The following is a 20409-nucleotide window of genomic DNA, read 5'->3' on the forward strand; positions in this document are numbered from 1 at the left end:
ATCCGCGGGCCTTGCCGCGTGTAGGTGCCTAGCTGTTTGCCCCCAAGGTTTGATGGTGCAGTCTTCCAGCATGCGTGGAACGACGCGCTATGGGCCAGGTTCAACATGGGAGCGCCACAACGACTGCGGCGGTCCGTCGAGCGATGCAGCATCGTCAAGAGAGCCTGAGAGGGCTCGCCAGGCGCTACGGGATCAACCCGAAGACGGTAGCCAATGGCACGCCCTTCACCGAACCTGGCGGCGGTGGCTGGACACCCGAGGACATCCGGCAAATGCCGGCTCGGAGCGAGCCGTTCCTCTGTCACGCCTTCGAGTTTGCCTGTGCCGAGCTCAACATCGAGCACAGGCTGACCAAGCCTCGACATCCATGGACAAACGGTAAGGTCGAGCGCATGAACCGCACCATCAAGGACGCGACCGTCAAGCGGTTCCACTACCAGAGCCGCGACCAGCTCCGCCAGCACCTCGCCGACTTCGTCGCCGCCTACAACTTCGCCCGTCGGCTGAAGACCCTACGGGGCCTCACGCCCTGCGAAGCCATCTGCAACGCCTGGACGGAAGAGTTGTCCAGATTCATCCATGACCCGCACCATCAAATCCCGGGACCAAACAGAATCAAACTTATCACGCATCGGAAACATACCTTTGCGTAGCTTCTCTCGGGCCAGAAGGGCAATGCGCATCTGTGCTTCTTCGCACAAGCGCCGTAGCAGCTACAGTCTGCGCCACGCCGCCGTTGAGAAGGTCATACAGAGTGCCGGGACATTGCAGTATGCCATGCACCCCAACGCGTTGCTCCCCCTGGCTGACGCCCGCTGGGCAGAGGTTTAGTCGTTGAAATTTCGCCGTCGTGCCGCCCTTGCGAGCGTTATTGCCGTCACCATGGACCCAAGTACGCCCTGGCTGCGCGGGCGATAAGTAGAGCTCTCAGCGGCCCGCGCAAGGGCAGTCAGCCGTGTCGCATGCCCCCATCAGTTTGGCGCCTCGGCCAGTTCGACCGGCGTGACCTCGACTGGCGCGACGCCCTGCATGAGCATCCCTAGATGCTCGGCGAGACGCGGGCTCAGGTCGATGATGCGGCCACGTACAAAGGGACCACGATCCTCGACGGTGGCCGTCGCGGAGCGGCCATTGCCGAGATTGGTGACCAGCACCTTGGTACCGAAGGGCAGCGTCCGGTGGGCCACCGAGGTCGAGCGAGGATCAAAGCGGCGGCCATTGGCCATCCGGCGGCCGTTGAACTCCGAGCCATAGTAGGACGCGTCGCCCAGTTGCTGCTCGCCGAGCGGACGCACCCACTGTCCGTCCATCGGTGACGCCGTCCCCACAAGCTGCACGATCCGCGGCGGCGGCGCGGCCTGTTCAACCGGCTCTGCATCGGGTGTCACCACACTGGCAGTGGATGGTACCAGGTCAACTCGTGGCGCACAGGCGACGGTGAGGGACAGCAAGCCCAATGTGGCGCAGAAGGCCGTACGCCGGGCAACGGACCGCACTAGGCGGCAACCTCCTCCTGCGGCCTCCCGCGACGTGCGGCAAATTTCCAACGGCCACGCGATGAAATTCTCGGGCGGCGATCAAACACCATGCGGCGCTTCTCCTTCGGCTTTCTCGTGGCCCGACGGCATATCCGGAACGCAGTTGTCGAGGCGGTGCCCACTGGGGATGGCAGGGCACAGATGGCTTGCATCGCTCTACGGGAATAGCAGTCAGGCACGTATGACGTGCTGCACGTGGCAACCCGGCACAATGCATTGGCGATGATCAGTATACGATCATCGCGAACATGGCAACCAAATGCCCCGGTCGCTGTATCAGTCCGATTTGATTCCGGCGTCGCGGATGATTGGCTCCCATTTGGCCATCTCGGCCTGCAGCCAGTTCGCCGTGCTTTCAGGTGTGCTGTCGGTGCGCACCTGCATGGCCAGGTCCTCGAGCCGTTTCTGGACCGCAGGCTCAGCCACAACGCGGTTGATAACGCCATTGAGCTGCCGCACCACAGCCTCGGGCGTAGCCTTCGGCATGAGCACCATATGCCAAGTATAGGCCTCATAGTCCGGTAGGCCCTGCTCTTTGAAGGTCGGCACGTCCGGCAACTGCGGCAGGCGGCGCTCGGAGCTGACCGCAAGAGCCCTCACCTCGCCCCGCTGCACGTATGGCAGGGTGTTGTTGGCGACGTCCAGCATCATGGAAACGGTACCGTTCAACAGATCCGGCATGGCTGCGGCTGACCCACGATAGGGGACGTGCATCACCTTCAGCCCGCCGGATTGGCGCAGGAACAGCTCCGAGGCCAAGTGCAGTGCGCCACCATTGCCTGAGCTGCCGTAATTGTACTTGCCAGGAGCATCGCGGTAGAGCCGGATCAGATCCTGAAGGTCTTTCACCGGCAGGTCCTTGTTCACCATCAGGACCATCGGGATCTGCCCAACCAGCGCCACGGGTGCGAAGTCCGCTACCGGATCGAAGGGCAGCTGCGGGAAAAGCGGCCGCAGCACCGCGTGGGAAATGGTGGTGTAGAGGATTGTGTGGCCGTCGCGTGCCTTCGCAACCACGTCCGTGCCCACCACCACGCCCGCGCCGGTGCGGTTCTCTACCACGGGTCGCTGCGGCAGAACCTTCGCCAGCTCCTCTGCCAATAGGCGAGCCGGAATGTCAGTTGGTCCACCGGGGGCGTAGGGCACAACGATGCGGAGCGGCTGGGCCGGCCAGTTGGACACCGGCTGCGACCACGCAGGCGCGGCGGCCAGGGTTCCGAAAGGTAGAGATCCGGCAAGGCCAAAGAACGTGCGGCGGTGCATAACTGATCCTCTGGCTGGTCATGTGGTTCGAACAGGTGACAACGGCGCGAAAGGCCACCGGTGCCCACAGCTTCCGATCGTCGCACCCCTGCGGAGGACCACTCCTCCCGGCTGCGCCAGAACTGTGCTAAAGTACCAAATGCTCGCCCCCCCTACGGCGCTGATGCAGAAGGGCATGCAACAGGACGGTGCTAGGCACGCGCAGCCACGACAGCGCAGAGGCCCTGCCTCTAAAGTCTTGACCTAAATGTGTAAAATGGTGCCCAGGGGCGGAATCGAACCACCGACACTGCGATTTTCAGTCGCATGCTCTACCAACTGAGCTACCTGGGCCCATCGCTGCGCCGTTGCAGGCGCCGGCAGAGGGGGCGGGAGATAGCCGAAGCCTGGGTCACTGTCCACCCGCCCCCGGTCGTGAATTCAATGAATCTCCTCCTCGTCGGGCCGGTCGGCCGGCGGGCCAGGCACTGCGTAATCCTCGGCCAGCCAGCGACCGAGATCGACCTGCCGGCAGCGTGCCGAGCAGAAGGGCCGGAAGCGGCCCTCGGGGTCGCTGCGCTCCAGCAGCTTGCCGCACACCGGGCACGGGCGACGGGGCCTGATCCGGGGTGTCGCCTCATCCGCCATGCCGGACCTCCTCGATGCTCCAATCCGCCTCCGAACGCGCCGACTCCGGTCGTAGCTGCAGCGGGTGCGCCAGCGCCTCCGCCGCCGCATCGAGCGCCCCCGGCAGGGCCGCCAGCGCCGCCAGCACCGCCGGCGCCGCATGCAGCGCCAGCCGCCGTCCGGGTGCCGAAGCCGCCTCCCGCACCACCTGGCGCAGCGCCGCCAGCCCGGGGGTGAGAGGCCCGGCGAGCACCTCATGCAGCGGCGGGTGCACCCGCTGGCGGAGAATCTCGAACAGCCCAAGCGGCCCGAGGCCGAGCAGCCGCGCCAGCCCGTCCGGCGCTAGCGCCGCAGCCAGCGGCTCGGCCAGCGGCGCCCGCTGCTTCACCGTCAGCCCGGCCAGGTCGAGCAGGATCGGCCCGGCCAGCCGGCGCAGCCGGATCTGCCGCGCCACCTCGGCCAGTGCCACCAGGTTCAGCCGCCGCTGCGCCTCCCGGTCGGCGCCGGCGGCCAGCGGCCCGGCATCGACATCGATGGCGACCAGCGCCGGCGTCGGATGGATCAACAGCCGTCCGCCGCCAAGCAGCGGTACCTCCCGCTCCGCCAGTGCGGCGAATTCGGCTTCCAGCGCGGCGTCGAAGACCGGCCCCGGACTGAAGGCCACCCGCTCCGCCCCCAGCGCGGCGCGCAGCCGGGCGGCAAGCGCGGCGCCGTCACAGACTACCGCCGCCGTCGGCTGCGCCCGCGCCAGCCGCAACGCCGCCTCCGGCCCGCGCGCCAACAGCCGCGGCGCGCCCTCCGGCGCGGCGGCGGCCAGCGCCGCCTCGGCCGCAGTGAGCCGGGCAGAGACGCGCGGCCCTTTCCCCCCCTGTGCCGCGCGGGTGACCCGCACCGGCAGGATCATGCCCTCGGAGACCTTCTGCCGCCGCACCGCCGTCTCACCATCCGGCAGGAAGCCGGTCTCGCCGCCGGCCAGCGCCAGGAAGGCTCCGGCCATGGCGGGTGCCACCGCCGAGACACGGGCGCGATGCAGGTCGCCGACGCCATCGGGCCGCGCCGGGCGCTCCACCCAGGCTTCCTCCAGCCGGTCGCCGCGCAATAGTGCCACCCGGATCTCGCCCGGGGAGGCGCTGGCCAGGATGCGCAGGGTCAAGGCCGCAGCCAGCCCACCCCCCGCAGCAGCTGCGCCGTCTCGAACAGCGGCAGGCCGATGACGTTGGAATGGGACCCCGCGAGGAAGCGCACGAAGGCTTCCGCCCTGCCCTGGATGGCGTAACCGCCGGCCTTGCCATGCCATTCGCCGCCGGCCAGGTAGTCGGCGATCTGCGCCTCGGTCAGCCGCTGGAAGGTCAGGATGGTGTCGACCAGCCGAGTGCTGCGCCTTCCGCCCGGCGCGACCAGCACCACCCCGGTGTATACATGGTGACGGCGGCCGGAGAGCAGTTCGAGGCATTGCCGCGCCTCCGCCTCGGTCTCCGCCTTGGGCAGGATGCGGCGGCCGACGCCAACCACGGTATCCGCCGCCAGCACCAGCGCACCGGGGGCCTGCGCGGCAACCGCGGCCGCCTTCTCCGCCGCCAGCCGTGCCGCGAGCAGCCGGGGCAGCTCCGCCTTGCCGGGGGTCTCGTCGACCTCCGCCGGCAGCACCCGGTCCGGCACCACACCGAGCCGGGCCAGCAGGGCGAGCCGCCGCGGGCTGGCCGAGGCCAGCACCAGCGGCGGGCGATCCGCCGCGCCGGCGCTCAGGGCCGGTGGCGCGCCGCCCGCCTCAGTGGAATCGGCCAACTGCACGGTCCACCGCCCATGTCGCTCGCAACGGCCAGGCGCGCGTCACTTGAAGCGGAAGGTGATGCGACCCTTGGTCAGGTCGTAGGGCGTCATCTCGACATTCACCCGGTCGCCGGCCAGCACGCGGATGCGGTTCTTGCGCATCTTCCCGCTGGTATGAGCCAGCACCATGTGTTCGTTGTCGAGCTTCACCCGGAACATGGCATTGGGCAGCAGTTCCACGACGGTGCCGCTGAACTCGATCATATCCTCTTTGGACATCAGGTAACCTTGCTGTGCGCGGTGCGCAGCCGCCAGACCGGCGCTGCGCCGGGCGCAGCAGGCAAGGCATGGGGCAGCACGCGCCGGGGGGATTGACTTGGCGGCGGCAAGATGATCGCCGGGCGGCGCCCGGTCAAGGACACTGGCCGGGCAGCGCCCGGTTCAGCCGGCGGGTGGCAGCCGCAGCGCCACGCTGCGGCCATGGGCATGCAGCCCCTCGGCCTCGGCCAGGGCGACCGCCGCCGGGCCGATGGCGGCGAGGCCGGCGGCGCTGGCCTCCACCCAGGTGGTGCGCTTGAGGAAGTCGAACACCGAGAGCCCGGAGGCGAAGCGGGCGGTGCGGCCGGTCGGCAAGACGTGATTGGGCCCGGCGACGTAGTCGCCCAGCGCCTCCGGGCACCAGCGGCCGAGGAAGGCGGCGCCGGCGTGGCGGATCTCGCGCAGCGCGGCGGCAGGCTCCGGCAGCATCAACTGCAGATGCTCGGGGGCCAGCCGGTTGGTCAGGGCGAAGGCCTCGGGCCAAGCGCGCACCAGGATGATGGCGCCATGCCGCCGCCAGCTCTCCCCGGCGATGGCGCCGCGCGGCAGGCTGGCCAGTTCGGCATCGACGGCGGCGGCGACGGCATCGGCGAAGCCGGCATCGTCGGTGATCAGGATCGCCTGAGCGCTTTCATCGTGCTCGGCCTGGGCCAGCAGATCGACCGCCACATGACGCGGGTCGTTCGTCGCATCCGCCAGCACCACCACTTCGGAGGGGCCGGCGATGGAATCGATGCCGACCCGGCCGAACACCTGGCGCTTCGCCTCGGCCACATAGGCATTGCCGGGGCCGACGATGCGGTCGACCGGGGCGATGGAGGCGGTGCCCCAGGCCAGGGCGGCCACCGCCTGGGCGCCGCCGATGCGGTAGACCTCGGTCACCCCGGCGCGCTGCGCCGCCGCCAGCACCAGCGGGTTGAGCGCGCCGCCCGGCGCCGGCACCACCATGGCGATGCGGCCGACGCCGGCGACCCGCGCCGGCAGCGCATTCATCAGCACCGAGGAGGGATAGGCCGCCTTCCCGCCCGGCACGTAGAGCCCGACCGCATCCAGCGCGGTCCAACGCATCCCGAGGGTCAGCCCGGCAGGATCGGGCACCACCAGATCCTCGGGCTTCTGCGCCGCGTGGAAGCGTTCGATGCGGCTGGCGGCGAGGTCGAGGGCTTTCAGCAGCCCGGGCGCGATGCCGGCGGTCGCAGCGGCGATCTCCTCCGCGCTGACCTTCAGGGCCCCGACCCCGGCGGGTGTCCACCCATCGAAGCGGGCGGTGCAGTCGAGCAGCGCGGCATCGCCCCGCGCCCGCACCGCGGCGATGATCTCGGCAACGGCGGCATCCACCCGCGCCGTCGTCTCCCGCGCCTGGTCGAGCAGCGCGGCGAAGCCGGCCTCGAACTCCGCTGTCCGCGCGTCGAGCCGCATCATGGCGTGGAACCGGCCCGCAGGATGAAGCCGCTCCGACTCACGTCCCGCTCCTCGCGCCTGCGGCGCTGCGGGGCTCCGCGATCGAATCGGCCAACGCCGCGCGGAACCGCGCGATCCAGCCGCTGATCACCTCCGGCCGGGTCTTCAGCGCGGTGCGGTTGACGATGAGGCGGGAGGTGACCTTGGCGATCACCTCCGTCTCAATCAGCCCATTCGCCTTCAGCGTGCTGCCGGTCTGCACCAGATCGACGATCACCCGCGCCAGGCCGAGCGAAGGCGCCAGCTCCATCGCACCGTTCAGATGCACCACCTCGGCCTGCACCCCGCGCGCCGCGTAATGCCGCTGCGCCACATTGGGGTATTTGCTGGCGACGGCGATGCGCGACCAGCGGCTCGGCTCGTCCCGACCTGCGGTCGCGGCCGGCTCCGCCACGCTGATCCGGCACTTGCCGATGCCGAGGTCGAGCGGCGCGTAGATCTCCGGATAGTCGAATTCCATCAGCACATCGGCGCCGCAGACACCGATATGCGCGGCGCCGTGGGCAACGAAGGTGGCCACGTCGAAGGGCCGCACCCGCACCACGTCAAGCGCCGGGTCGCTGGTCTCGAAGCGCAGCCGGCGGCTGTCCTCGTCAATGTAGTCGGCGGCGGGCTGGATGCCGGCACGGGCCAGAAGCGGGCCCAGCTCCGCGAGGATGCGGCCCTTCGGCACCGCGAGGATGATCGGCGCCGTGTCGTCGGCAGCGGCCCCGGTGGGGTTGGCGATCGGCAGATCCATGCTCAGCCCGGTATCCGTTCGATGTCGGCGCCCACGGCGGCGAGTTTCGCCTCCACCCGCTCATAGCCGCGGTCGAGGTGGTAGACGCGGTTGACGATGGTCTCGCCCTCGGCGGCGAGGCCGGCCAGGATGAGCGAGACCGAGGCGCGCAGGTCGGTCGCCATCACCGGCGCGCCGGACAGCTTCGGCACGCCGCGGACGATGGCCGAGGCGCCGTGGTAATTGATCCGGGCGCCCATGCGCATCAGCTCGGGAACATGCATGAAGCGGTTCTCGAAGATGGTCTCGGTGATCATGCTGGCGCCGTCGGCGATGCTCATCAGCGCCATGAATTGCGCCTGCATGTCGGTAGCAAAGCCGGGGAAGGTCTCGGTCTGCACATCGACGCCATGCAGCCCGTTCAACCGGGTGACGCGCAGCCCCTTGTGTTCCTCGGCCAGCCCGACCCCGGCCTCCCGCAGCACCCGCGCGACCGCGCCAAGGTGCTCCAGCCGGGCGCCTTCCAGCAGCAGCTCGCCGCCGGTGATCGCCGCGGCACAGGCATAGGTGCCGGCCTCGATCCGGTCGGCCAGCACCCGGTGGGTCGCCGCCGCCAGCGAATCGACGCCCTGGACATGCAGCCGGCCGGTGCCGATGCCCTCGATCCGCGCGCCCATGCGCATCAGGCAGAGCGCGAGGTCCTCGATCTCCGGCTCGCGGGCGGCATTGACCAGCTCGCTCTCGCCCCTGGCCAGGACGGCGGCCAGCAGCAGGTTCTCGGTGGCGCCGACGCTGACCGAGGGAAACAGGATGCGGGCGCCGCGCAGGCCGCCGGCCGGGGCGCGGGCCTCGATGTAGCCGCCTTCCAGGTCGATGGTGGCACCCATCGCCTCCAGGCCTTTCAGATGCAGATCGACGGGCCTTGTGCCGATGGCGCAGCCGCCCGGCAGCGAGACCCGCGCCTGGCCGTAGCGCGCCAGCAGCGGCCCGAGCACCAGCACCGAGGCGCGCATCTTGCGGACGATGTCATAGGGCGCCTCGAGGCTGGCGGCCGCGCCGCTCAGGCTCACGCGGCCGGCCGTGCGGTCACGGTCCACCACCACCCCGTGCTGCGCCAGCAGCGCCGCCATGGTGGCGGTATCGGCCAGGTCGGGCACGTTGGTCAGGGTCAGCGGCCCACCGAGCAGCGCCGCCGGCATCAGCGCCAGCACGGCATTCTTGGCGCCGGAGATCGGTACGCTGCCGGAGAGCCGACGGCCGCCACGGATGCGGATGCGGTCCATGCGGCCCCTTACAGCTTCGGCAGCGCGACGCCGCGCTGGTGCATGTACTTGCCTGCCCGGTCGGCGTAGCTCACCTCGGGCGCCGAGGCGCCCTGCAGGAACAGGAACTGGCAGATGCCTTCGTTGGCATAGATGCGCGCCGGCAGCGGGGTGGTGTTGCTGATCTCGATCGTCACCTGGCCTTCCCATTCCGGCTCCAGCGGGGTGACGTTCACGATCAGGCCGCAGCGGGCATAGGTGGATTTGCCGAGGCAGATCACCAGGATGTCGCGCGGGATGCGGAAATACTCCACCGTATGCGCCAGCACGAAGCTGTTGGGCGGGACGATGCAGGTTTCACCGCGCCGGGTGACGAAGCTGTCCTCGGCGAAATGCTTCGGATCGACCAGGGCATTGTCGACGTTGGTGAAGACCTTGAATTCATCGGCCACCCGGGCGTCGTAGCCGTAGGAGGACAGGCCGAAGCTGATGGTGCCCTCGCGACGCTGGCTTTCGACAAAGGGTTCGATCATGCCATGATCGGCCGCCATTCGGCGGATCCAGTGGTCGGGCATGATCGACATGGCGGCAGCTTTCGCGTGGCGGGGTGGCCTCCCCCGGCTGGGCCGCCCCATTACCGCAGCGGCCGAGGCCGGGCAACCTTGGCGTGGCCGGGCAGGTGGTTCGCCGGGACATGGCGGCCCTGCGCGGGCCGCTGGCCGCGGCGCGGAAGGTCAGCCCGTCCCGGGCCGCCGTGCCGGTGGCCCGCCGGCCGGCGCCACCGCCTGGCTGTCCTGCCGCGGCATCTCCCTCTCCCGCGCCTGCGCCTTCCGCCGCCGCAGATTGGCCCGCAGCGCCTGCGCCAGCCGGGTCTCGCGCTCGGATTTTGGGGTGGTGGGGGGCTTGGGCATGGGGGCCACAGGCTGTGCCCGGCCGGGCGCCGCGTCAACCGCGACGCCAGCGCAACCGTGATGCGGCCAAGCCCGCCGGTGGCGCTATCTCCGTTGCCATGCCGCAGGGTATTGCATGAGAGGCCGGTCCATCCCGCTGTCGCTGCCACGGCGGCTGGCGACCGAATTCTCCTATGCCGCGCGCCGGGTGCCGCGGGCGACCCTCTCCGCCCGGCTCACCCTCGGCCCGCTGGTCGCCGCCCGGCGCTTGGTCGACGAACGCCCCCCCTGGTCAGCGATCTTCGCCCGCGCCTTCGCCCTGGCCGCCGAGGAGATGCCGATCCTCCGCCGCGGTTATGTCCAGCTGCCCTGGCCACGGCTGGTGGAATGGCCGACCAGCGTCGCCTGCGTGGTGGTGGAGCGCGACTGGGGTGGCGAGCCGGCGTTGTTCTTCCTCCGCATCAAGGACCCTGCCGGGCTCGGCCTGACCGCGATCGCCGCCCGGGTGCGGGAGGCGAAGACCGCCCCGGTCGAGAGCCTGCGCGAGAATTGCCGGGCGCTGCGGCTGGCGCGGCTGCCCTGGCCGCTCCGCCGGGGGCTGTTCTGGCTCGGCCTCAACCTCGGGCGGCAGCTGCCGAACTGGTACGGCAGCTTCGGCGTCTCGGTGCTGGGGGCGGAGCGGGTGGCGATCTCCTCGGTGGTGGCGCCCTGGCCGTGTTTCCTCAACTACGGCCCGATCGGACCGGATGGGGTGGTGGAGGTGTATCTCTCCTTCGACCACCGGGTCATGGACGGCATGGCCGGCGCCCGGGCGATCCAGGCGCTGGAGCGGATGCTGCACGGGCCGCTGCTGGCGGAACTGCGGGCGCTGGCGACCCGGGCGGCGGCGTGACACCGCCCGAGGCGCGCTCGGTGGCGACGCCTATTCCGGCTTCAGCCCGGCCAGCGCCGCCGCTTGCCGCGCCTTGGCCCGCTCCGCCGCCAGGAAGGCGCCGAAGCCTGCCGGCGTCTGCTCCTCGGCGGTCGAGACCGTCGCCCCGAGCCCCGCAAGCCGGGCCTGCACCGAAGGCTCGGCCAGTGCCCCGACCAGCGCCGCCCGCAGCGCCTCGGCCACCGCATCGGGGGTGCGGGCCGGCAGCATCAGCCCGCCGAAGCTGAGGGCGGTGAAGCCCGGCACCCCCGCCTCGGTGAAGGTCGGCACCGCGGGCAGGGGCTGCACGCGCTGCCGCGCCGCCAGCGCCAGGATGCGGGCCTGGCCGGATTGGTGCAGCGGCAGCGCCGTCGTCAGTTCCAGGAGCGAGCAATCCACCGTGCCGCCCAGCAGGTCCGGCACCAGCGCGCCGCCGCCACGGTAGGGCACATGGGTCAGCTGGATGCCGGCGGCATGCTGCAGCAGTTCCAGCGTCAGATGCGCCACGCTGCCATTGCCCGGCGTCGCCAGCGAGATGGTGCCGGGCCTCGCCTTGGCCGCGGCGAGGAATTGCGCCCAATCGGCGCTGGACTGGCGCGGCCCGGCCACCAGCACCAGCGGCACGGTGGCGATCAGCCCGACCGGGCGAAAATCCTTCTCGGCATCATAGGGCAGCCGGGCCTGCAGCACCGGATTGGCCACCATGGTGCCGCCCGAACCGAGCAGCACGGTGTAGCCATCCGGCGCGGCACGGGCCACCGCCTCGGTGCCGATGGTGCCGCCGCCGCCCGGGCGGGCTTCCACCACCACCGGCTTGCCAAGCCGCGCGGTCATCGGCTCGGCGACCGAGCGGGCCATCACATCGGTGTTGCCGCCGGCGGCGAAGGGCAGCACCACCCGGATCGGCCGGTCGGGCCAGGCGGCCTGCGCGAGGCCGGGACGCGGCGAAAGCCCGGCTGCGATCGCAGCCAGGGCAAGGCGGCGGGTAAGCATGGATGATCCTCCGGCGGTTCGTTGCCTGGTTGACGCGACATCTAGGATGGGCCAGGAGCGGAACGCCAGCCCGCCAGCCTGTTGTGCGGCGCAACACAAACTCCACCATGGCGTGGGTCCGTTGCGACATTGCCGGGCTTGGGGCAAGGTTCAGCGCCCGCTGGGCCAATGGAGGAACGAGATGCCTGTCGCGGACGCCAAGCCCGCTGCTGCCGGGGGCCTGGTCCGCCGAGCCCCGGACACCACCCGGATGGGTGCCGCCGCCCTGCGGCGCATTGCTACCCGTGGCCCAGCCTCCGAACACCAGACAATGACTGCAACCCGATCGAGGGACGCCGCAGCGTGAAGCCCACCGATATCAGCAACCCTGACTACTTCCACAAAGTGGTCGATTGCCAATGGGCCTGCCCGGCACATACGCCGGTGCCCGAATACATCCGCATGATTGCCACTGGTCGCTACAGCGACGCCTATATGGTGAACTGGCATTCAAACGTCTTTCCAGGCGTACTCGGCCGCACCTGCGACCGCCCCTGCGAGCCGGCCTGCCGGCGCGGCCGGGTGGAGGAGGAGCCGGTGGCGATCTGCCGGCTGAAGCGCGTCGCCGCCGACAACAAGGAGGACATCCGCGCCCGCCTCACGCCAATTCCGGAAATCCGGAACGGCAAGCGCATCGCCTGCGTCGGCGCCGGCCCGGCCAGCCTGACGGTGGCGCGCGACCTGGCTCCCTTGGGCTACGAGGTGCATGTCTTCGACGGCGCGGCCAAGGGCGGCGGCTTCATCCGCAGCCAGATCCCCCGCTTCCGCCTGCCCGAGAGCGTGATCGACGAGGAGGTCGGCTACATCACCGACCGCGGCGGCGTCGTCACCCATTATGGCCAGCAGATCGACAGCCTGAAGGCGCTGCTGGCGGAAGGGTATGACGCGGTCTTCGTCGGCTCCGGCGCGCCGCGCGGACGCGACCTCGACGTGCCGGGCCGCAAGGAGGCGGCGGCCAACATCCACATCGGCATCGACTGGCTCTCCTCCGTCTCCTTCGGCCATATCGAGAGCATCGGCCGCCGCGTCATCGTGCTCGGCGGCGGCAATACCGCGATGGATTGCTGCCGCTCCGCCCGCCGCCTCGGCGGCGAGACGGTGACGGTGGTGGTCCGCTCCGGCTTCGAGGAGATGAAGGCCAGCCCCTGGGAGAAGGAGGATGCGATGCATGAGGGCATCCCCATCCTCAACTGGCTGGTGCCGAAGCAGGTGCTGCACCAGGACGGCAAGCTGACCGGCATGGTGTTCGAGAAGGTGAAGGCCGAGCGCGACGCCCGCGGCCGCCGCCAGCTGGTCCCCTCCGGCGAGCCGGATGTGGTGATCGAGGCCGACGACGTGTTGGTGGCGATCGGCCAGGAGAATTCCTTCCCCTGGATCGAGCGCGACATCGGCCTGGAGTTCGACCGCTGGGGCCTGCCGGCGCTGAACGAGGCGACCTTCCAGAGCAGCATCCCGAAGGTCTTCTTCGGCGGCGACGCCGCCTTCGGCCCGAAGAACATCATCTGGGCCGTGGCGCATGGGCATGAGGCGGCGGTCTCGATCGACCTGTTCTGCCGCGGCGAGGATGTGACCAGGCGCCCGCCGCCGGATGTGGTGATGTCCAGCCAAAAGATGGGCATCCATGAATGGAGCTACGACAGCGGCGTCTCGCTCGACCTGCGCTTCAAGGTGCCGCATGCCGAGCACGAGGTGGCGCTGCGCGACATCAGGACCGAGGTCGAGCTCGGCTACGATCGGGAGCTGGCGTTCAAGGAAGCCCAGCGCTGCCTGAACTGCGACGTGCAGACGGTGTTCACCACCAGCCTCTGCATCGAATGCGACGCCTGCGTCGACATCTGCCCGGTGGATTGCATCACCTTCACCCCGGATGCCGAGGAGGCCGAGCTGCGCGACCGGCTGCGGGTGCCGGCGCTGAACCTCACCCAGGATCTCTATGTCCAGGACGGGCTTAAGACCGGCCGGGTCATGGTCAAGGATGAGGATGTCTGCCTGCATTGCGGCATGTGCGCCGAGCGCTGCCCAACCGGGGCATGGGACATGCAAAAATTCTTCCTGGAAACCGCGAAGCCCAAAGCCGAGAGGGTGCACGCATGTCAGGCACAGTGACTTCAGGCCCGATGGCTTCAGGGGCGGTGACCGCGACCAACGATTTTGTGGTCAAGTTCGCCAACGTCAACGGCTCCGGCTCGGCCAGCGCCAACCAGCTCTTCGCCAAGTCGATCCTGCGCATGGGCATCCCCATTGCCTCGCGCAACATCTTCCCGAGCAATATCCAGGGGCTGCCGACCTGGTTCGAGGTGCGGGTGAGCGGCGCGGGCCATCTCGGGCGGCGCGGCGGCGTCGACCTGATGGTGGCGATGAACCCGCAGACCTGGGACCGCGACATCGCCGAGATCGATCCCGGCGGATACCTGCTGTACGACAGCACCCGGCCGATGCCGAATTCCCGCTTCCGCGAGGACATCAACGTCATCGGCATCCCGCTGACCCAGATGTGCAACGCCGCCTATACCGAGGCGCGGCAACGGCAGCTGCTGAAGAACATCATGTATGTCGGCGCGCTCTCGGCGCTGCTGCAGATCGAGCCGGCGGTGATCGAGACACTGCTGAGCGAGCAGTACAAGGGCAAGGAAAAGCTCGCCAAGCCGAACCATGATGCCTTCATGATGGGGCGCGAGTGGGCCCTGGCCAACCTGCAATGCCCGATCGGCCTGACGCTTGAGCGGGCCGACAAGGTCGGCGAGCGCATCTACGTGGACGGAAACAGCGCCGCAGGCCTCGGCGCGGTCTATGGCGGGGCCACGGTCTGCGCCTGGTATCCGATCACCCCCTCCACCTCCCTGGCCGAGGGCTTCGAACGCTACGCCCGCCGCTTCCGCACCGATGCGGAGACCGGCAAGAAGCGCTACGCCATCGTCCAGGCGGAGGATGAGCTGGCTTCCATCGGCATGGTCATCGGTGCCGCCTGGAACGGTGCCCGGGCCTTCACCGCGACCTCCGGCCCTGGCATCTCGCTCATGCAGGAGTTCGTCGGGCTGTCCTATTTCGCCGAGATCCCCTCGGTGATCTTCGACGTGCAGCGCGCCGGGCCTTCCACCGGCATGCCGACCCGCACCCAGCAGTCGGACGTGCTGGCCGCGGCCTACGCCAGCCATGGCGACACCAAGCATATCGTGCTGTTCCCCGAGGACCCGCACGAATGCTTCACCTTCGGTGCCGATGCCTTCGACCTGGCGGACCGGCTGCAGCAGCCGGTCTTCGTGCTGCTCGACCTCGACATCGGCATGAATGACTGGCTCTGCGAGCCCTTCGACTGGGACGACGCGCGGCAGATGGACCGCGGCAAGGTGATGACCGAGGCGGAGCTGGAGTCCGGCAAGACCTTCGGCCGCTACCTGGACGTCGACGGCGACGGCATCCCCTATCGCACCTATCCCGGCACCCACCCGAGCAAGGGCGCCTTCTTCACCCGCGGCACCTCGCGCGACCGCTTCGCCAAATACACCGAGGTCGGCGCCGCCTATGTCGACAACATGCAGCGGCTGCTGAAGAAGTTCGAGACGGCGAAATCCCTGGTGCCACGGCCGGTGGAACGGCCGGCCTCCCAGCCGACCCGCACCGGCGTGCTCTACTACGGCAGCAGCTCGGCGGCGATGAAGGAGGCGCTCGCGGCGCTGGAGGCGGAGGGCATCCACCTCGACGCCATGCGCATCCGCGCCTTCCCCTTCCATGACGATGTGATGGAGTTCATCGCCCGGCATGACAAGGTCTTCATCGTCGAGCAGAACCGCGACGCGCAGCTCCGCACCCTGGTGATGAACGAAGGCGGCATCGCCCCGGCGCGGCTGGTCCCGGTGCTGCACTACGACGGCACGCCGATCACCGCGCGCTTCATCCACGCGGCGATCGCCGAGAAGCTGCCGTCCCTCAACGTCCTCCCCTTCGCCGGAGCGGCCGCAGAATGAGCTTCCTCCCCAAACCCAAGCTGCACCACCCGAAGCTGCCGGTGAACGCCCTGGGCTACACCAGGCGCGACTATGAAGGGGCGATCAGCACGCTCTGCGCCGGCTGCGGTCACGACAGCATCAGCGCCGCCATCATCCAGGCCTGCTTCGAGCTGGATATCGAGCCGCATCGCGTCGCCAAGATGTCGGGCATCGGCTGCTCCTCGAAGACGCCGGATTATTTCCTCGGCGCCAGCCACGGGTTCAATTCCGTGCATGGCCGGATGCCCTCGGTGCTGACCGGGGCCAACCTCGCCAACCGCGACCTTATCTATCTCGGCGTCTCGGGCGATGGCGACAGCGCCTCGATCGGCTTCGGGCAATTCGCCCACAGCATCCGCCGCGCCGTGAACATGACCTACATCGTCGAGAACAACGGCGTGTACGGGCTGACCAAGGGGCAGTTCTCCGCCACCTCGGACAAGGGCTCGAAGGCGAAGAAGGGCGTCGTCAACACCGATGAGGCGATCGACCTGATCGGCATCGCGCTGCAGCTTGGCGCCACCTATGTCGGCCGCAGCTTCTCGGGCGACAAGGACCAGCTGGTGCCGCTGATCAAGGGCGCGCTGCGGCACAATGGCCCGGCCTTCATCGACTGCATCAGCCCCTGCGTCGCCTTCAACAACCATGAAGGCTCGACCAAGAGCTACGATTTCGTCCGCGAGCACAATGAGGCGATGAACTTCCTCGACGTCATCCTGGGGCGCGAGGCGATCACCACGGAATACGCCCCCGGCGAGGTGCGCGACGTGGTGCAGCACGATGGCTCGGTGCTGCGGCTGCGCAAGCTGCACGACGAATACGACCCAACCGACCGCGTCGGCGCCATGCACCATCTGCATGAGCGCAAGGCGGCGGGCGAGATCGTCACCGGCCTGCTCTACATCGACCCCGATCCGCAGGACCTGCATGAGAACCTGGCGACGGTGGCGACGCCGCTGAACCGCCTGGACGATGCGGCGCTGGTGCCAGGCAGGAAGGCGCTGGAGAAGCTGAACGCGTCGCTGCGGTAGGACACAGGCCCGGGAGGGGCGCTGCCCCTCTCGGACCTACCTCGGCCGGAAGTTCCGCGCCGCCGCCTCCGCCGCGCGGTCGAGGTCGGCCCGGATCGCCGGCATGGCTGGCGCCCGGCCGAGTTGGCTGTCGCGGATGTGCCTGTCGATGACGTCGAGATAGGCGCCAAGCCGCGGCAGGTTGCGCGTCTGCAGGTCCCGCCGCACCAGTGCTAATTGTTCCACCACCACGCTGCGGGGCGCGTTCTCGGCGATGCGCCGCAAGGTCGCGCCATAGCTGTCCAGCACCGCCGTGCCGTTGCGGCGCAGGTCGGCGATACCGGCCTCCACCCGCCGCACCTCATCCGGCCCGCGCTGCGCCAGCGCCTCCCGCGCGCCGGGCTGCTGCAGTTGCCGGTCGGCCAGTTGGGCGCGGAACTCCACCTCGCGGGAGGAGAAGGCCAGCGAGGCCAGGGTCTCGATCTGCGCCCGCACCACTTCCCGCTGCTGCTCGCCGCGCATCCGGGCATCGGTCGCCAGCTGCGCCTCCACCCGGCGGATCGCCGCCTGCTGGGCAGGATCGGAGACGCTGCGCCGCAGCAGCGCCAGCGCCGCCTGGGGGTCCTCGGCCGAACGCTGTACATCCGCCTGGCGGGAACTCGCCTCGGCGGCGAAGGCGCGGCGCACCGCCTCGGTCTGCGGCAGGCTGGTGGTCGCGGTCACGCTCAGCGCCAGGCGGAAGCCAACCTGCGGGGTACGGGTGGCCCGGCCGGTGGAGGCGTCGAAGGGCGGCATCTCCTCCCGCAGGCTGCTGCGGATCTCGTCGATCGGCGTGCTGTAGTAGCCACCGCGGATCACCCGCCCGCCGGCATGCCCATGCATCCGGCCGACGCGGTTCATCCGATAGGGCTCCAGCACCATCTCCGCGACATTGCCGAGCATGTCGTGCAGGCCGAGCGGGTTGGGCTGCAACTGCCCGATCGCCTGGGCGCGGTTGCCGGTGCGGCGGCTGCCGGCCATGACATAGGCTTCCTCATCGCCGTCCGGCATCGGAAAGAGCGGGGCGAGGAATTCCGTCTCGCTCACCGCGGCGCCGCCGCGCACGGCATATTCCCACTCATCCTCGGTCGGAAGCCGCAGGTAGCCGATGGCGCCATCCTCGGTCGGCAGGCGGGCGCGGGCATTGGCCAGCAGCCAGACGTTGAGCGCCTCGGTGAAGGCCAGCGCCTCGAACCAGGACAGATCGGCGACCGGGCGGCGTCCCTCCGGCGCGGCGGCCGGGCAGGTCCCGCTGGTGACAGCGGCGTACTGGTCCCGCGTCACCTCGTATTTGCCGAGCCAGAAGCGCCGGGCCGGGCCGCTGCCGCGGAAGCCGCCGGCGATGAAGCTGCCGCGCTGGAACTCGCTCGGCCCCTGATCCGGCTCCGGCGAGCCGAGGGTGATGCGGCGGTCGTCGAGCGGTCCACTGCCCGCCGGCACCGCCACCTCCCGCAGCGCCAGGCTGCCGCCGCAGGGCAGCGGCAGGACGAGATCATCCGCCGCCGGCTGCGGATTCCAGCGGGTGGTGTCCCAGGCCGCAGGGACCTGGGCCAGGGCCGGCGGCGCGAGCGCGGCCAGCAGGGTCGCCAGGATTGCTGCCTTCATCCGCCCCTCACCGCCTCATAGGGTTCGATCCGCGCCGCCTGCCAGGCCGCCAACGCCGAGGCGCCGACCGCCGCCGCCACCACCAGCACGGTCCCGGTGCCGAGGATGGCCGCATCGATCGCCGACAGCGGCCGGTCGAGGATGATGCCGCCGAAGCCGGCATTGATCCCCGCCTGCACGGCAAGCGCCAGCGCCGCCGCCACCAGCGCCCCGGCCAGAGCGATCAGCGCCGCCTGCGCCACCGGCACCGCCATGACCCCGCCGCGGCCGAGGCCCATCAGCCTGAGCCCCGCCAGCAGCACCCGCTTGCGCTCCACATTGGCCCAGAGCCCGGCGCCGAGCGACAGCACCAGCCCGAGGCCCGACACCCCCGCCACCGCCAGCAGCAGCCGCGTCAGCGCCCGGTCCACCGCCAGCATCGGCGCAATATCCTGGGCGCGGGAGCGGGTCTCGACTCCCTGCGCCCGCAACGCGGTGACCAGCGGCGGCACGTCTTCCAGCCGGCGGGCATAGAGGCGGAAGCCGGCATAGCCCTCACGCGCCGCGGGGCTGGGGATGCCGCCTGCCGCCTCCGGCGTTGCGGTGCGGAATTCCGCCCAATCCTCCAGCGCATCGGCCAGCGCCGGGGCAGCGAAGACGGCGTCGCGGTCGGCAGCGGCCAGCGGCGCCACCGCCTGTACCGCCAGCGCCACCTGCAGCCGCTGCGGTGCCTGCTCCCGCTCGCCGCGGCCGAGCCGGCCGACCAGCGCATCGCCGGCCTTCAGGCCGAGCCGGGCGGCGAGTGGCGTGCTCAGCACCACCTGCCCTGGCCCGGCCGGCGCCCCCTCCGGCAGCAGCGGGTCGCCAGGGGCGGAGGGCACCACCGGTGCCCAGAGCTGGCGGGCGCCGTCCGGAGTTTCCAGCAGCAAGCTGGCCGAGAGCTGGCGGGTTCGGGGCGAGAGGTGCTCAACCTCCGGCCGGGCGCGCAGGGCGGCAAGGAAGGCATGGTCGAAGTCGCGGCTGGCGATCGACATCACCTCGCGCGCCAAAGGATCCTTCAGCACCGCGGCGCGCATGCCCTCGACCGCGCCGGCGCGCAGCCCGGCCAGCACCAGCAGCGGTGCCAGCACGGCCGCAGTGGCCAGAGCGGAGCAGAGGGTCATGCGGCTTTCGCCGAGCAGGTCGGCGAGCGCCAGCCGCAGCGGCAGCAGCCAGCGCCCGCCCTGCCCTGCCCCGCGCGCCGCAGTGTCCCGCCGCATCACGCCGCCGCCGGCAGCGGCCGCAGCACCGAGGCGGGCTCGGTCCCCTCCTCCGGCACGCAGCCGAGCAGGGCAAGCCCGGCGGCCGCGGCGCGCGGCAGGTCATGGGTCGAGAGCAGCACCGCCGCCCCCGCCTCGGCGGTGTCGCGCAGCAGGCGCAGCACCTCATCCGCCTGGCTGGGGTGGACCGAGGCGGTGGGCTCATCGGCCAGCACCACCGCCGGGCGATGCGCCAGGGCACGGGCCACCGCCGCCCGCTGCCGCTGGCCAACCGAGACCTGGCCCGGAAGCCGGTCCAGCGCGCCGCCGATCTCCAGCCGCGCCGCCAGGGCCTCGACCAGCCCGGGGTCCGGGCGCCCGGCCAGCTCCTGGGTCAATTGAATGTTCCGCCTGAGGGTAAGGAAGGGCAGCAGCCCGGCGGTCTGCGGCACATAGCCAATCGCCCCGGCCCGCAGCGCCGCCAGCCCGGCTTCGTCGCCGCGCCCCCAGAGCCGGCCGGCATCCACCAGCGGCCCGCCCAGGCCACGGCGCAGCAGCAGCGCCGCCGCCCGGTCCGGCCGGAGCGCCAGGGCGAGGATCGCCAGGAAGGTCGATTTGCCGGCACCGGAGGGGCCGACCACCGCCACCCGGTCTCCGGCGGAGAGGGTGAACTCCGGCACGGTAATCCGGAAGCCGCCGGCACCGCTGCCCAACCGCCGTTCCAGCCCGCGCACCTCCAGCAGCCGTGCCAGCTCCTCACTCCCGGGCAAGTCAGCGTCGAGCC

General features: G+C 70.4%; 19 protein-coding genes, 1 tRNA gene and 2 pseudogenes. 6 read left to right on the forward strand and 16 right to left on the reverse strand.

The features are described from left to right. Window positions 1-89 precede the first annotated feature (89 nt). Both H7965_RS32290 and H7965_RS32295 read left to right on the forward strand, forming a co-directional pair. Window positions 90-197: pseudogene (locus H7965_RS32290) on the forward strand (IS481 family transposase); the annotation flags it as partial. Window positions 198-302: 105 nt separating this feature from the next. Then, window positions 303-653, forward strand: a pseudogene (locus H7965_RS32295) (integrase core domain-containing protein); the annotation flags it as partial. A gap of 318 nt (window positions 654-971) precedes the next feature. Here the strand turns inward: H7965_RS32295 and H7965_RS20605 are convergent. The 12 genes from H7965_RS20605 to H7965_RS20660 form a co-directional block, all read right to left on the reverse strand. Then, window positions 972-1451: a septal ring lytic transglycosylase RlpA family protein gene (locus H7965_RS20605; RefSeq protein ID WP_229682529.1), complete on the reverse strand. Its 480-nt coding sequence runs from the start codon at window positions 1449-1451 to the stop codon at window positions 972-974. A gap of 363 nt (window positions 1452-1814) precedes the next feature. After that, complete coding sequence (locus H7965_RS20610) at window positions 1815-2801, reverse strand: Bug family tripartite tricarboxylate transporter substrate binding protein (protein ID WP_186772469.1); 987 nt, start codon at window positions 2799-2801, stop codon at window positions 1815-1817. A 257-nt stretch (window positions 2802-3058) separates the two neighbouring features. Next, window positions 3059-3134: transfer RNA gene (locus H7965_RS20615), tRNA-Phe, on the reverse strand. Window positions 3135-3221: 87 nt separating this feature from the next. Next, the gene (locus H7965_RS20620; protein ID WP_186772470.1) at window positions 3222-3428 is read right to left on the reverse strand and encodes a DNA gyrase inhibitor YacG; all 207 of its coding nucleotides are present in this window, start codon (window positions 3426-3428) and stop codon (window positions 3222-3224) included. Next, the gene (locus H7965_RS20625) at window positions 3418-4560 is read right to left on the reverse strand and encodes a ribonuclease E/G (RefSeq protein ID WP_261394319.1); all 1143 of its coding nucleotides are present in this window, start codon (window positions 4558-4560) and stop codon (window positions 3418-3420) included. The genes H7965_RS20620 and H7965_RS20625 overlap by 11 nt, the downstream gene beginning before the upstream one ends. Next, on the reverse strand, window positions 4557-5153 hold the full coding sequence (locus tag H7965_RS20630) for a Maf family protein (RefSeq protein WP_186772489.1): 597 nt from the start codon (window positions 5151-5153) through the stop codon (window positions 4557-4559). Before H7965_RS20630 ends, H7965_RS20625 begins: the two co-directional genes overlap by 4 nt. A gap of 84 nt (window positions 5154-5237) precedes the next feature. After that, a complete protein-coding gene (gene infA / locus H7965_RS20635; protein WP_111471402.1) occupies window positions 5238-5456 on the reverse strand; it encodes a translation initiation factor IF-1 in 219 nt (72 codons plus the stop codon). Between the two features lie 162 nt (window positions 5457-5618). Beyond that, complete coding sequence (gene hisD, locus H7965_RS20640) at window positions 5619-6917, reverse strand: histidinol dehydrogenase (RefSeq protein WP_186772471.1); 1299 nt, start codon at window positions 6915-6917, stop codon at window positions 5619-5621. Window positions 6918-6954: 37 nt separating this feature from the next. Beyond that, entirely contained in the window at window positions 6955-7695 is a 741-nt protein-coding gene (gene hisG, locus H7965_RS20645) for an ATP phosphoribosyltransferase (protein WP_186772472.1), read from the reverse strand. A gap of 2 nt (window positions 7696-7697) precedes the next feature. Beyond that, window positions 7698-8957: a UDP-N-acetylglucosamine 1-carboxyvinyltransferase gene (gene murA, locus H7965_RS20650; protein WP_186772473.1), complete on the reverse strand. Its 1260-nt coding sequence runs from the start codon at window positions 8955-8957 to the stop codon at window positions 7698-7700. A gap of 8 nt (window positions 8958-8965) precedes the next feature. Further along, complete coding sequence (gene dcd / locus H7965_RS20655; RefSeq protein WP_186772474.1) at window positions 8966-9520, reverse strand: dCTP deaminase; 555 nt, start codon at window positions 9518-9520, stop codon at window positions 8966-8968. 150 nt (window positions 9521-9670) lie between these two features. After that, window positions 9671-9847, reverse strand: coding sequence for a hypothetical protein (locus H7965_RS20660; protein ID WP_186772492.1), 177 nt, complete (start codon window positions 9845-9847; stop codon window positions 9671-9673). 115 nt (window positions 9848-9962) lie between these two features. Between H7965_RS20660 and H7965_RS20665 the strand changes: the two genes are divergently transcribed. Next, complete coding sequence (locus H7965_RS20665) at window positions 9963-10718, forward strand: 2-oxo acid dehydrogenase subunit E2 (protein WP_186772475.1); 756 nt, start codon at window positions 9963-9965, stop codon at window positions 10716-10718. Between the two features lie 30 nt (window positions 10719-10748). Here H7965_RS20665 and H7965_RS20670 read toward each other — a convergent pair whose 3' ends face one another. Further along, the gene (locus tag H7965_RS20670) at window positions 10749-11729 is read right to left on the reverse strand and encodes a Bug family tripartite tricarboxylate transporter substrate binding protein (RefSeq protein ID WP_186772476.1); all 981 of its coding nucleotides are present in this window, start codon (window positions 11727-11729) and stop codon (window positions 10749-10751) included. Window positions 11730-12071: 342 nt separating this feature from the next. Here H7965_RS20670 and H7965_RS20675 point away from each other — a divergent pair, with 342 nt between their 5' ends. The 3 genes from H7965_RS20675 to H7965_RS20685 are packed head-to-tail and all read left to right on the forward strand — an operon-like array spanning window position 12072 to window position 16785. After that, window positions 12072-13874: an FAD-dependent oxidoreductase gene (locus H7965_RS20675; RefSeq protein WP_186772477.1), complete on the forward strand. Its 1803-nt coding sequence runs from the start codon at window positions 12072-12074 to the stop codon at window positions 13872-13874. Window positions 13875-13900: 26 nt separating this feature from the next. Then, complete coding sequence (locus H7965_RS20680) at window positions 13901-15733, forward strand: 2-oxoacid:acceptor oxidoreductase subunit alpha (protein ID WP_229682528.1); 1833 nt, start codon at window positions 13901-13903, stop codon at window positions 15731-15733. After that, window positions 15730-16785, forward strand: a complete 1056-nt coding sequence (locus H7965_RS20685; protein WP_186772478.1) for a 2-oxoacid:ferredoxin oxidoreductase subunit beta — start codon at window positions 15730-15732, stop codon at window positions 16783-16785. Before H7965_RS20680 ends, H7965_RS20685 begins: the two co-directional genes overlap by 4 nt. A 36-nt stretch (window positions 16786-16821) precedes the next feature. Here H7965_RS20685 and H7965_RS20690 read toward each other — a convergent pair whose 3' ends face one another. The 3 genes from H7965_RS20690 to H7965_RS20700 are packed head-to-tail and all read right to left on the reverse strand — an operon-like array spanning window position 16822 to window position 20395. Continuing rightward, window positions 16822-18408, reverse strand: coding sequence for a formylglycine-generating enzyme family protein (locus H7965_RS20690; RefSeq protein ID WP_186772479.1), 1587 nt, complete (start codon window positions 18406-18408; stop codon window positions 16822-16824). Next, window positions 18405-19646, reverse strand: coding sequence for an ABC transporter permease family protein (locus H7965_RS20695; protein WP_186772480.1), 1242 nt, complete (start codon window positions 19644-19646; stop codon window positions 18405-18407). The genes H7965_RS20690 and H7965_RS20695 overlap by 4 nt, the downstream gene beginning before the upstream one ends. Then, window positions 19646-20395, reverse strand: a complete 750-nt coding sequence (locus H7965_RS20700) for an ABC transporter ATP-binding protein (protein ID WP_186772481.1) — start codon at window positions 20393-20395, stop codon at window positions 19646-19648. Before H7965_RS20700 ends, H7965_RS20695 begins: the two co-directional genes overlap by 1 nt. Window positions 20396-20409 lie beyond the last annotated feature (14 nt).

It is taken from the genome of Siccirubricoccus deserti (assembly GCF_014283215.1).
GTDB lineage: Bacteria > Pseudomonadota > Alphaproteobacteria > Acetobacterales > Acetobacteraceae > Siccirubricoccus > Siccirubricoccus deserti.